The sequence below is a fragment of the Luteibacter sp. P4_D7_3 genome, assembly GCF_056401735.1.
This window is the reverse complement of sequence record NZ_JBFUIT010000009.1, coordinates 1-12252: the sequence shown is the minus strand read 5'-3', so window position 1 is coordinate 12252 and position 12252 is coordinate 1. Positions and strand designations below refer to the sequence as shown.

The window sequence follows — 12252 nt, the reverse complement described above, 5'->3', positions numbered from 1 at the left end:
CGACGAACTTGCCACCAAGCCATATCGAATCCTGCGACGCGGCCGCTCCGGTATTACTCCGGGCGCGGCAGCTTGAACCACTCTTCCAGCTTGCCCAGCAGGCGCTCGTACTCGAGTGCCATGAGGGCGAAATTCGCATCCATTTCCGCGGCCGCCGACTCCGGGCTATCCGCCTGGCCGTCGAGAACCACATCGGTGAACTTGATTTTACGCAGGATCAGATCTTCCCCGAGCACGAATGAGATGCGGTCGTCGAAGACCAAACCCAACTGGAACACCTGTTTTCCGGTGCGCAGGTGCTCGCGAATCTCATCGGTATCGAGATCCTGCCGGCGGCAGCGGGCGATGGCTCCCGACGCCGTGGCCGGGTCGCGCAGTTCGCATTCGTCGCCGAGCACCAGCCCACCCGGGAGCTCGCCCGTGGCGACCCAGTGCGTCATGAGGATGCGCGGCGACTCCTCCGGTGCCAGCGGTACGGCCGGGAAGCTACCCAGGGCCTCGCGGACCTGGCTGAGCGTGTTCTCAGCCGATTTGCGACTGGACGTATCCAGGACCAGCCAGCCATTCTTCTTGTCGACATAGCCGGACATGCGCGAGGTGCGCACGAAGGCGCGCGGCAGCAGCTCGTTCATGACGTCGTCTTTCATGCGCTTGCGCTCGCGGCCGCTGACCTTGCGGCCTTCCTCGTCCACGATTTTCTGCACACGGTTGGCGATCTCGTCGTTCACCACGGCCGACGGCAGCAGCTTATCTYCGCTACCCACGGTGACCATGGTGTTGCGGCCCACCATGTGGACCAGCGCCTCTTCTTTACGGCCGAGCGGTGAGATGAATCCGCGCGTCGACATTTCCATTGGACCCACCGGGCGCAGGCGATGCTCGGGGAGCACCTCTTCGAGGCGGTCCAGATCGGTGGCGACGGGGGCGGAGAAGCGGAACAGCGTCAGGTTTCGAAAGAACATGTATCGGGATATCTCTTGCGAATGGAGGGCCGTGGCGAGCGCGAGGCGTTCGCCGGCGAAGGTGGCGATGGACGGCTAGATGACCCTGGCGATCGCCTCGGCGACGCGGTCGAGGTTGCCGTCGTTGAGCGCGGCCACGCAGATGCGGCCCGTGCCCACGGCGTAGATGCCGAACTCCGTGCGCAGGCGATCCACCTGAGCCGATAACAGTCCGGAATACGAAAACATGCCGCGCTGCGCTTCGATGAAACCGAAGTCGCCGTGCGCGGAGAGACGCTGCGTGAGACCGCGACGCATCGTACGAATGCGCTCGCGCATTTCGCCCAGCTCGGTTTCCCAGGTAGCGCGTAGGTCGTCATGGTTGAGCACCGCAGCGACCACGGCCGCACCGTGAGTCGGCGGATTGGAGTAGTTAGTGCGAATGACCCGCTTCAGCTGGGACTGCACGCGATGCGCTTCGTCGTGCGAGCCGGTGACGATCGACAGCGCGCCGACGCGTTCGCCGTACAGCGAAAACGACTTCGAGAACGAGCTGGCGACGAAGAAGGGCAAGCCCGCATCGGCAAACAGGCGCACGGCGATCGCATCGGCCTCGATGCCGTCCCCGAAGCCCTGGTACGCGATATCCAGGAAGGGCACGAGGTCATGCTCGCGCACGGTCTCGATCACGCGCTTCCAATCCTCAGTGCCGAGGTCGACACCCGTCGGGTTATGACAGCAGGCGTGCAGGACGACGATCGCGCCCTTGGGCAGCTTCGCCAGACCGCCGAGCATGGCATCGACATCCACGCCATGGGAGGAGGCGTCGTAGTACGGGTATTCCACGACCTGGAATCCCGCGCCTTCGAACAGTGCGCGGTGGTTTTCCCAGCTCGGATTACTGATAGCGACCGGCACAGAGGGATTCAGGCGATGCAGGAAGTCGGCGCCGATCTTCAGTGCACCGGTACCGCCCAGGGCCTGCGCGGTGACAACGCGGCGCTCGGCGAGCAGCGGCGAACCGGCGCCAAAGAGCAGCTTCTGCACCGCTGCGTCGTAAAGCGCGATGCCGTCGATGGGCAGGTAGCCACGCGGCAGCTGGGCTTCGAGGCGCGCCTTCTCGGCTTCACGCACGGCACGCAACAGGGGAACGTGACCGTTGGCGTCGTAGTACACGCCGACGCCGAGGTTGACTTTGTCCGGACGCGTATCGGCGCCGAAGGCTTCGTTGAGGCCAAGGATCGGATCGCGTGGAGCAAGTTCGACAGCGGAGAAAAGGGTCATGGTCGGCAGGCCTTGAAGCGGAGTTTTAGATAATCAGTCGTTGTCGTCACCGGCGTCGCCGCCGGCAAGCCACGCATGGGTGTCGGCGCGCGCCGCGCCCTCGCGTGCGCCGAGCGCCGCGAAGTCGAACAGCTTACGGTCGGTCAGCTGCGAAGGGGCGATGTTCCCCATCGCGCGGAAGATGGTTTCGCTGCGGCCAGGATTGGATTTTTCCCAGTCTTCGAGCATGCGCTTGACGACCTTGCGCTGCATGTTCTCCTGCGAACCACAGAGGTTGCACGGGATGATCGGGAACGCGCGCGCTTCCGCGTAGGCGGCGATATCGTCTTCGCGGCAGTAGGCCAGCGGGCGGATCACCACATGGCTGCCGTCGTCCGAGAGCAACTTCGGCGGCATCGCCTTCAGGCTGCCCTGGTAGAACATGTTGAGGAAGAACGTGCCGAGGATGTCGTCGCGATGATGGCCGAGCGCGATCTTGGTGATGCCGTTGTTCGACGCCCACTGGTACAGCGCCCCGCGACGCATGCGCGAGCACAGGCTGCACATCGTCTTGCCCTGCGGGATGACCCGGGTGACGACGCTGTAGGTGTCCTGCTCGATGATGTGGAACGGGATGTTCCGCTCGGCCAGGTACGCCGGCAAGACGTGCTCGGGGAAGTCCGGCTGTTTCTGGTCGAGGTTCACCGCGATCAGTTCGAAACGGACCGGTGCCTTCGCCTGCAGCGAAAGCAGCATATCCAGCATCGTGTAGGAGTCTTTACCCCCGGAGAGGCAGACCATGATCCGGTCGCCGTCCTCGATCATGCCGTAGTCGGCGATCGCCTGGCCGACCTGGCGGCGCAAGCGCTTGGCCAGCTTGCCGGCTTCGTAGCTCTGCTTACGGGTGGCGTCGGGTATGGCGGACATGCGTTGGCGGTGTTCGGGAGGGACGGCCTCCTATTGTAGCCGCTGCGGGGGACACCGCCGGGAGTTACACTCTCTCCTTCACCTCCCGCCCGGCCAATGCCATGCAGGTCCAGGATCCCGCTGAACTGAACAAACGGTTGTCCGAGCTCAAGGTCGAGCACCGAGATCTCGATGCCGCCATCGACCATCTGGCCGCCTCCATCGGCCGGGACGAGCTCCAGCTCACTCGCTTGAAGAAGCGCAAGCTACTGTTGAAAGACACGATTTCCCGGATCGAAAGCCGCCTGATCCCCGACCTCGACGCCTGAGACCCGCGCCATGACCCCCATCCGCCTCGAAAGCGCCTACGTCACCCTCGAGCCGATGACCCTGGCGCACATCCCGGCGCTGGAGCAGGCGGCCGCCGACGGCAACCTGTGGGATCTCTGGTTCACCTCGGTGCCCGGTCCCGGCCGCATGACGGAGTATGTCGAATCCGCCCTGCGCGGCCAGGAGGAAGGTCGCATGTCGCCCTGGGTGGTGCGCGAGAACGAGACCGGCCAGATCGTCGGCTCGACCCGCTACTACGAGATCGAGGACGATCCGTCGCGCGTGGCCATCGGCTACACCTGGTATGCGCGCCGCTGGCAGCGCAGCCACGTCAACACGGCCTGCAAGCACCTGTTGCTCGATAATGCCTTCCAGAACGTGGGCGTCGTCGCCGTGGCGTTCCATACGGATGCCTATAACCAGGATTCCCAGCGCGCGATCGAGAAGCTGGGCGCAAAACGCGAGGGCGTCCTCCGCGCCAACAAGCGCCGCCCCGACGGCTCGCTCCGCGACACCGTCTGCTACAGCATCCTCGCCACCGAATGGCCGGACGTGGACAAGTGGCTGCAGCTGCGACTCAACCGGCTGGCGCCGCCGCACGCCTGATGCGCAGCCGCGCCTTCGTATTGGCCCTTATCGAGCAGCGACTGCGTCCGGATGCGAAGGATGTACGATCAGCGTCGCCGTCATACCTGCCGACAACACCGTACCCGCAGGCAGGTGATCCGCATCGATCTTCACGCGCACCGGCACGCGCTGCGCCAGCCGTACCCAGTTGAAGGTCGGATTCACATCAGCGAGCAGGTCGCTGCCGGTCGGATTGTCGGCGTCGGTAATGCCGCGCGCGATGCTCTCCACCGCGCCCTTGAACTGCACGCCGCCGCTCATCAGACGAATATCCACGGGATCGCCGATGCGCAGGCCCGGCAGTTTCGTTTCCTCGAAATACCCGTAAATCCAGTAGGAATGGCTGTCGATCAGCGCGAGGCGCGGCGTGCCGGCGTTGGCGTAGTCACCCACGCGCACGTCGAGATTGGTCACGAAACCATCGACCGGGGCGAGGACCTGCGTGCGATCCAGATTGAGTTGCGCGGACGCCAGTTCGACTTGTGCCTGGGCCACGGCCGCCAGCGATTGCTGCTGCGCGGCGCTGGCCTGCTTCGTGCTGGCAAGCGTCTGCTGCCAGCCGGCCTTGGCGGCGTTCGCGGCGGCCGCGGCGTTGGCCTTGTCCTCGGCCGAGATCACGTTGTTGATCAGCTTCTGCCGGCGCTCGGACTGTGCCTCGTACATCTCGTAGTTCGCCTTGCTCTGCTCGGCACCCGCCGAAGCGGCGTTGATACTCGCGCCGGCGGCACGTGCAGCGGCCTCGGCGGCGTTGAGATTCGCCTTGGCCTGGGCCACGGCGTTCTCGTAGCGCGCACGGTCCACCACGAAGAGGACGTCGCCCTTCTTCACCGTCTGGTTGTCGATCACCTTCACGTCGGTGACCAGCCCCGCGACGTCCGGCGCGATGCGGACGATTTCCGCGCGTACGCGGCCATCGCGCGTCCACGGCGAGTACATGTAGTGCTTCCACATGGCATGCCCGACGAAGGCCGCGACGAGCACGACGATCGCGGTGACGGTAAAACGAATGAGGGTCGCGAATTTCATGACGGATCACTCAGAGCAGGAAGAGCGCACAGGCGCCGAATACGCAAACGAACACGGCCAGGCGGAACAGCGGTGGATGCCAGACGAGCCGGTAGAGACCGAAACGACCTGCCACCCCGTCGAGCGCCCAGAGAAGCAGCAAGGCCAGGACAAAAAGGACGAGCAGCCCCGGAACGAGGGCGTCGCCGAGTGCGATCTCACGAGGCATGGACGATCTCCTTGGCAAGCGGGGCATTCGGCATGTACGCGGCAAGGACGGATTCGCCGTCGAGCAGCGCCATGCGGACGAGGTGGAGGTGTTCGAGGAGATGGTGTGCGCCTTCGTGCTCGCCGATACTGGCGATCGCCGTCGCGACGGCGTCGCGCGCCAGCAGGTAGCCCGCCGCATCCGGCTTCTCGTAGAAGCGCGCGAGCGTGCGCAGGGCATCCGTCAGATAGGGATGCAACGTGGCAGGCAGATCGGAGCGCGCCATGTCATGGCGTAGTTCGATGAGGGCGCGGCCGGTTTCGTGCACGGCCAGCGCCCAGGCGATCAGCGCACGCGAATCGGCACTGCCCGGCTCAGTCTGCGCGACCACTTGGCTGACGAGGTCGTGGTTCACGCTCTCAAAGCGATGACGCAGGCCGGGCAGCGGCGCTTCGGCGGCAAGTGCCACCTGGCCGCGAAGGCGCGCAAGCTGGCGGCGACGCAACCACGCGCTACCGATCGCCGGCGGAATCACCACGAAGGAGACCGCTGCCGCGCCCAGGCCGACGACTTGCGCGATGGCATCGTTAATGAAGTGCGCGGGGTCGTACACCTGGGTGTTCTTCAACGCGAGGATGTAAGCCAGGCCCATGGCCCAGCCCAGCCCGTACGACGCGAGGCACTGGCTCATCATCATGACCAGCCCGACCGCTAGGAAGGGCGCAATGCCGATCACCAGCAAGGCATACCCATCCACCTGGGTAAGCACGAAGAACTCGCAGACGAATGCTGCCGCCATGCCCGAGAGGTAGCCGAGCATCACCATCCAGGTGACACGCGTCGGGTTGGGGATGGTCGCAAACAGCCCGGCGAAGACGGTGGCGAGCAGCATGGCGCTTGAGCCGAGCGGCCACGCGCTGCCGATCCAGAAGGCGCCGAGGGCGAGCATGGTCAGCGTGGCGCGCACCGTGGCGAGCCCGGCGCCGAGAAAATCGTTGCCGCGATCGAAGCGCACCCGCTCGCCCGACGCGGCGATGACGCGCGGTGCCTGCAGCGACGCTGCGGCATCGACATACGCGTGCAGTTCGTCGACAAAGCGTGCCAACAGGGACGCACCGGTATCGAAGTCGCGGATATCCTGCGCGTCGGTCAGCGAGTCCCGGAGGGGCACCGTCTGCGTGCGCATGGCCTCGCGGGCCGCGACCAGTCGCGGCAGCAATTCGCGCGCGATCACGCCGGCCTCGATCGGCGCATCGAGCGCCGTTCCGATAGGCGCGTACAGACGAAGAAGCATGCCGGCGGCGAGATCACGGTGCGCCCGCTTCAGGCGATTGATCAGATGGTGCAGCGACTGGAAGCTGGTCGAGGCCGCCATGAAGCGTTGATTGAACAAGCGCAGGTGACCGCTGCGTGCGCGCGCCTCGGCGTCTTCGAAGATCACCGAACTGCGCAGGTCTTCGAACGACACCGCCGCGCGCACAAAGCGCAGATGCGCGTTCTCCATCGCCTCGCGCGCGATGACGCCGCGCGTACTGTCACGCACGAAGCCCACGAAGTTTGAGAACTGCTCGCGGGCGGCGCGACGCAACACGTCGCGCATGCGGCTCGGGAAGACGATGTCGTTGACGACGCCGCTGACAGCCAGGCCCAACAGCACTTCGCTGATGCGCGCCCACGACGAATCGAAGACGCCGGGCGGATTGTCGATCACGGGAATGGCGACGATGGCGGCCGTGTAGCCGCCAAGAACGAAAGCGTACGACTTGAAGTTGCGATAGAGCGTGGCACCACCGGCGCAGACACCGATCCACAAGGAAAGGGCGAGCAGGAAGAGGTCGCGCTGCTGCGGAAACGAGGCCACGATGGTGATCGCCGCCGCTGCGCCGGCAAGCGTGCCGATGGCGCGATAGAAGCTCTTCGCCAGCACCATGCCCGACTGGCGATTCGCGACGATGACCGTGGTCAGCATGGCCGTCGAAGGCGCCGGCAAGGCGAAGCGCATCGCGATCCACCCCGTGAGGAAGAATGCGATCAGCGTCTTCACGACGAACAGCCACACGGAGGCTTCCTCGCGCAGGGTCTCGACGACGACCTGGCGGGTGACGGGTGGCGTGATGGTGAGATCGGACGCAGACATGGCGAGTACTACTTATTCCCCGTATCCGGCGAGCATCTTCTTCAGCAAGACTTCGAGCTGGGCCTGCTCCGTGGCATCGAGCTTGCGCGTCTGGCGGAAAAGCAGGGCGACGATGTCCGGGAGGAAGCTTTCGATCAGCGCGATGCCCTCGGGCGTCAGCGTCAGCGTGACCTTGCGACGGTCGTCTTCGCTCGAGGCGCGCGCGACATAGCCCTTCTCGCAGAGTTGCGTGGTCAGGCGGGTGACGTTGGCCGATTTCTCGCCGGCAGCATCGGCCAGCTGCGACGGGTTGAGCGAGTTGTCCGGCGAGCCATACATCATCATGAGGATGTTGTATTCGGGATGGTTGAGCCCGTAGGGCTTCATCACCGCGTTGGCCTCGTCGTGGATCTCCTTGTAGAGATGCTTGATCAGCCGGACAAGCGCGGCGGGGTCGCGCGGGAAGCCAGGGTACTTCGAGCGGGTGACCTGGAGCCGGGCTTCGGTGGGGGCGAAATCGCTCATGAGGGATCCTGTTGGCGGATTGCCTCATAAGTATATAGTTCAGACATGAATAATMGATATATGTTCTATTTCTTATTTCTTACGAATTCACGTCACAGCCAACTCTTCGTAGGCGGCCCAGTGAACGGAGCTCCGGCTTCTACCCCGACCAATTACTAACTTTCCGGCGACGCCGATAAGCGCACCTATCAGTACATTGGCAAGCGGGCGGCTCCAAATGCTCGTTTGGGGCTGGCATAGGTGATGTCAGCGTCGCTGGGTTGACTGGGAAGACTTCCCATGGACAGCCCTCAGTGTTCCGGTATTGGCCCCMGGAAAGGCCGAAAGGGCGGCGCTTGCCGTCAATCAGGAGTGTCGAACGGTCATGAGATCTTGACAATACATACTAATTTTTATATGCTTTAAGTGCTGCCATTGAGGCGGCCTTAACCGACCATCGGCCCCTTTCTAACGGGCCACACCATGGAGAAGCGACATGACGCAAATCAACACTTACAGGGCATTCCAATATGGGCACCGACGACGTTAAACCAAAGCAGCGGCGACGCTGCGATTTCAGCAAGCAGGTAGTAAAAGAAATGGAGGCGCTGCCAGCGTCGATCAGGCATCAGTTCCTGGTATCGATCGAGCAGTTGGAGTTGGGGCTTGAGCCCGTGTTGCCGATCTCGCACTTGTCCTCGGCCGGCAAGGGGATCGTAGAGATGAAGATCAACGGCAGGCCCGCCTATCGCTTGGTTTACACGACCAAGTATGAAGGCAAGGTAGTAATCCTGGCGGCGCGCTCGAAATCCTGTGAAGGCCAGGACAAGACGCTCGTTGAGGTGGTAAGGCAGCGATTGAAGGGCTACGGGTAAGCAGGGGCGACGTGCGGAGCTAAAAGGCGGTGCTTCACAGCACCGCTTTTTTTATGGCCAGTGACACGGGTTGGGCGACATTACTGGGATCGATGTCCGTTTCCAGTTTGTACCCCGCACGCACGAGCATCTCCAGGAGCGCATCGATAGAGAACTTGTCCAGCTTACCTCGGGCCAGGTTGCTCATCCGGGGTTGGGTGACATGCAGCTTTTCGGCGGCGGTCGTCTGTGTCCATTGCCGGGCACGGACTAGCTCGATCAGAATGATCGCCAGCTTTGCCTTGAGTGCCTGCATGTTGAACTCCACGGGATCCGTGGAGAACATTTCGTATAGATTCGATGTGGTCATTTGGTGCCTCCAGCGGAGGACTGTTGCTTCAGTAGTAGGGCCATGGCCTCTCTGGGGAGGCGGCCGCGGGTCCAATTATATAAGTTTTAGAATTCTGGTCAAGCAGTAGCCACCCCGTCGAAGTGGACACTGTTCACGTTTTGGGGCCGGGTGAGCGCTAACGCCCGTTCTGGCGCGGTTTCTCGCCTGCCTCAGACCCTTCAAGCTAACGCCGGCTCTCGCGGAGGGTGGTTACCAATTCGCCAGCCGTATGTGAGCCCGGCTTAGAAGGCCGTCCCGGCGCCCCCTTCGCGCGAGGTCGGACGGCTTCGCCAACGAGGTCACACAGAGCCCGAGATCGCTGACATCATCGGCGTGGCATCGCCGTGGGTAGCGCTATCTGCACGAACTTAGTCTTGTAGCGCTTAGTTGGGGCGAATCTTGCCGCGTCTTGCCAGCGAAAAGGACCTATGAATGTCGTATGTTTGCCCAGAGTGTTTTGACGAAATCGTCCTGAAGAGACGCGTCAAAGAGTTGCGTGCAGCATCCAAGACCACGTCTAAGTGTAGGTTCCATCAGTCACGGAAGGGTATTCCGGTAGAACAGGTGGCAGAATTGTTCGACCCTGTCATTCGTGCAACTCATAGCGTGGGTGACTACGACTGGAACGGCGAGCCTGAAGGCGACGACCTCGCACAAGTAGTGCTTGAGCTCGGTGAGATGGATGACTACGACGCCGCAAAACTGGTGGCACGGGCACTTATTGAAGCGGACCCGTACCTGCCACAAGACGGCGAAGAGCCCTTTTTCTCGGATGAGTATGGCTACGTTACATCCCCCGGAACCTATGGCGCACATTACAGTGTGCTGTGGGATCGCTTCCGGAAATCTATCCTGCATTCGGCTCGCTTCTTCAACGAGGGGGCATCGACGGCATTGCAAGAGATCTTCGAGGACGTTCATCGGCAACATTCTGTCGAAGGCCCTGTCGTCTACACAATTGGTCCCCATACGTCAGCCAAAGCAGTCTATCGAGCGCGACTCGCCGACGATCAAAATCTAAGAAAAATACTTGAAAATCCGTGGATCGAGCTCAGCGTTCCGCCGGAGGGAATGCGCAAGCCAGGGCGTATGAACGCTTCGGGTATCGGAGTCTTTTATGGCGCATTTGATCGGGAAACATGTGTAGCGGAGTTGCGCCCTCCTGTTGGTGAAACTGTCGCGGTGGGCCAATTCAGTCTTCTCCGCGAGCTATGCGTTCTCGATCTAACGCGCTTCGCCGCCCCTCAGAAACATAAAAGCAATTTTGCCAAGTACCAGATAAAGCGCAATGAGCAGTGGTCGTTTCTTCAACGGTTCAGGCGAGCGATTAGTCTCGCCGTGCTCGACTCGAAAAGCTATCTTGATTATGTGCCGACGCAAGTAGTGGCCGAATATATAGGTTCGCAACTAAGGGTCAAGGTGGACGGCACCACCAGAAGAATCGACGGAATCATCTACGAGTCCGCTCAGCACAGGGCCGGAAAAAACATTGCCCTTTTCGGAGCCGCTTCCAGCGTTAAAGTCCCGGCGATGGGACGTGGTAAAACTCCTCCTGAGCTCGACTGGATCGATGAGATGTTTGCATTTGACGATAAAGGAAGCTCGCAGGAACCCGCACTTTCGATCTCCGCTGATGACGTTACAGAACTCCGCGTGACCGGCGCTCACTACGATACGATCCCACTGCAAGCGACATCCACAATGGACCTATAGATGGTGGCGAATCCTATTTCTCGCATCTTCAAGGAAAAGTAGGTTCGCTCCTCCCTAACATTCACGGTTCGCGCTTGTCGGCGACGACCTGGAGGGTGGCGCGGAGTGACTTAATGCACCGCGCGACAGACGGCGGCGCGACCCTCAGCGCCGCCGGGTACCCGACCCTAGCGGCACTGGGAATTCCATAAGAGATGACCGGTTGAGTACGCGGGCACACACACCGCGCGCATTCGCGGCCAAATATGCGTGTCCCTGGACCGAGTTGAGCGAGCGCCACAGCTGAGCCATTGCTTTGACTGGCCCGCGCACCACATATAGGCAGTCGCTGATCACGGACTCGCCGGCCATAACGCGGGCGAAGCGCTCTTCCAGATGCCGCCCGACACGAGTCAGGACGATGTCCCCTGCCCTGGCCCGGGGAGCGTCGCCGTACGCCCGACGAATGCTGGCACGCGACAGAAACAGGTCGCGATCCTGACCGGCGCCGGGGATATCGGTGGAGTGCAGAATCGGCAACCCGGCATGTGATGCCTCGGTTGCATTCCAGCGGCCACGAATTATCTCCACGCCAGCGAATTCGCTTAGCGCCTGCACGGCAAGGCCGCCGGTCGAGCGCTGCCAAGCGTAGAACCGGTGGTCCATGCGGGACGCCGCTTCGTCAGCCGAGACGTAAAGCGGCTCGCTGAGGGACGCGGTCTGGTCGGCGCTGTAAAGGGGAATGCGATCGGGCGACGACCCACCCTTCTCCAGGGTTAGGATGAACGTCTTGGCGTCGGTACCGGGAAAAGCGCGCGACGGTAATTCGATGACGCTATGAAGGGCGTGCGAAGCCAGCAGCGCCTCGCGCAGCGGCCGGCTACGCTCGCCGGTAACCGTACCGTCGGGCACGATGATACCCATCTGGCCACCGTGCCGAAGCAGCCGCAGATTATGCGCAAGGAAGACGAGGTCTGCCGGCATCCCACCCTCGCGCGGCAGTGCGGCCTGCAGGCCAACCTTCTTAAGCAGCGAGCGGTACGGGTCAGCCAGCTCCGCCACTTGGTAGGGAGGGTTGCAAACCGCCGCATCGAATTCGATGAGATCAAGTCGGCGACTGCGTGCGAATGTCGGCGATAGCACGTTCATCACGAGGTGCTTGTGATCACCGATCACCTGGTCAGCCACGCGAAGGGTGTGATCGATATCGACCGACGTCAGGCGCGCCGCCTGCCAGCGGCGCCGGGCGGCAGCCAGCAACGATCCTTCGCCCGCGCCGAGCTCGACCACGTGACCGGCCTCTGCGAGCGTCATCTGCCCCACCAGCAGGTCGCCGATCTCCGGCCGGGTGAAGTACTGCTCCAGCGCGCGGGAACGGGTCCGCGTGGGAGTGGTGCTCGGATTCAACATATGGA

13 protein-coding genes are annotated in these 12252 nt (G+C 62.5%); 4 read left to right on the top strand and 9 right to left on the bottom strand.

Going from position 1 to position 12252, the window contains the following annotated elements; genetic code table 11:
* Positions 1-53: 53 nt before the first annotated feature.
* The 3 genes from AC1DSN_RS02165 to ttcA form a co-directional block, all read right to left on the bottom strand.
* Positions 54-962, bottom strand: a complete 909-nt coding sequence (locus tag AC1DSN_RS02165) for a recombination-associated protein RdgC (RefSeq protein WP_477329412.1) — start codon at positions 960-962, stop codon at positions 54-56.
* A gap of 75 nt (positions 963-1037) precedes the next feature.
* Complete coding sequence (locus AC1DSN_RS02160) at positions 1038-2225, bottom strand: amino acid aminotransferase (protein WP_477329410.1); 1188 nt, start codon at positions 2223-2225, stop codon at positions 1038-1040.
* Positions 2226-2258: 33 nt separating this feature from the next.
* Complete coding sequence (gene ttcA / locus AC1DSN_RS02155; RefSeq protein ID WP_063573420.1) at positions 2259-3131, bottom strand: tRNA 2-thiocytidine(32) synthetase TtcA; 873 nt, start codon at positions 3129-3131, stop codon at positions 2259-2261.
* 101 nt (positions 3132-3232) lie between these two features.
* Here ttcA and AC1DSN_RS02150 point away from each other — a divergent pair, with 101 nt between their 5' ends.
* A complete protein-coding gene (locus tag AC1DSN_RS02150; RefSeq protein ID WP_063573419.1) occupies positions 3233-3439 on the top strand; it encodes a YdcH family protein in 207 nt (68 codons plus the stop codon).
* 10 nt (positions 3440-3449) lie between these two features.
* Entirely contained in the window at positions 3450-4046 is a 597-nt protein-coding gene (locus tag AC1DSN_RS02145; RefSeq protein ID WP_213948883.1) for a GNAT family N-acetyltransferase, read from the top strand.
* A gap of 27 nt (positions 4047-4073) precedes the next feature.
* Here the strand turns inward: AC1DSN_RS02145 and AC1DSN_RS02140 are convergent, their stop codons facing one another.
* The 4 genes from AC1DSN_RS02140 to AC1DSN_RS02125 are packed head-to-tail and all read right to left on the bottom strand — an operon-like array spanning position 4074 to position 7921.
* Entirely contained in the window at positions 4074-5093 is a 1020-nt protein-coding gene (locus AC1DSN_RS02140; protein ID WP_477329409.1) for an HlyD family secretion protein, read from the bottom strand.
* A gap of 10 nt (positions 5094-5103) precedes the next feature.
* Positions 5104-5301 (bottom strand): DUF1656 domain-containing protein, encoded by a 198-nt coding sequence (locus tag AC1DSN_RS02135; protein ID WP_063573218.1) that lies wholly within the window; start codon positions 5299-5301, stop codon positions 5104-5106.
* Positions 5291-7417 carry an FUSC family protein gene (locus AC1DSN_RS02130; protein WP_477329407.1) on the bottom strand — a complete coding sequence of 709 codons (2127 nt, stop codon included), beginning with the start codon at positions 7415-7417 and terminating at the stop codon, positions 5291-5293. Before AC1DSN_RS02130 ends, AC1DSN_RS02135 begins: the two co-directional genes overlap by 11 nt.
* 12 nt (positions 7418-7429) lie before the next feature.
* The gene (locus AC1DSN_RS02125; protein WP_213948886.1) at positions 7430-7921 is read right to left on the bottom strand and encodes a MarR family winged helix-turn-helix transcriptional regulator; all 492 of its coding nucleotides are present in this window, start codon (positions 7919-7921) and stop codon (positions 7430-7432) included.
* A 509-nt stretch (positions 7922-8430) separates the two neighbouring features.
* On the opposite strand from AC1DSN_RS02125, the gene AC1DSN_RS02120 reads away from it, so the two are divergent.
* A complete protein-coding gene (locus AC1DSN_RS02120) occupies positions 8431-8775 on the top strand; it encodes a type II toxin-antitoxin system RelE/ParE family toxin (RefSeq protein ID WP_477329405.1) in 345 nt (114 codons plus the stop codon).
* Positions 8776-8809: 34 nt separating this feature from the next.
* Here AC1DSN_RS02120 and AC1DSN_RS02115 read toward each other — a convergent pair whose 3' ends face one another.
* Positions 8810-9124 (bottom strand): helix-turn-helix domain-containing protein, encoded by a 315-nt coding sequence (locus tag AC1DSN_RS02115; protein ID WP_477329403.1) that lies wholly within the window; start codon positions 9122-9124, stop codon positions 8810-8812.
* Positions 9125-9709: 585 nt separating this feature from the next.
* Here AC1DSN_RS02115 and AC1DSN_RS02110 point away from each other — a divergent pair.
* Positions 9710-10858: an RES family NAD+ phosphorylase gene (locus AC1DSN_RS02110; RefSeq protein WP_477297371.1), complete on the top strand. Its 1149-nt coding sequence runs from the start codon at positions 9710-9712 to the stop codon at positions 10856-10858.
* A 144-nt stretch (positions 10859-11002) separates the two neighbouring features.
* Here the strand turns inward: AC1DSN_RS02110 and AC1DSN_RS02105 are convergent.
* The coding region (locus AC1DSN_RS02105) for an N-6 DNA methylase (RefSeq protein ID WP_477329401.1) at positions 11003-12252 on the bottom strand (1250 nt) is incomplete at its 5' end.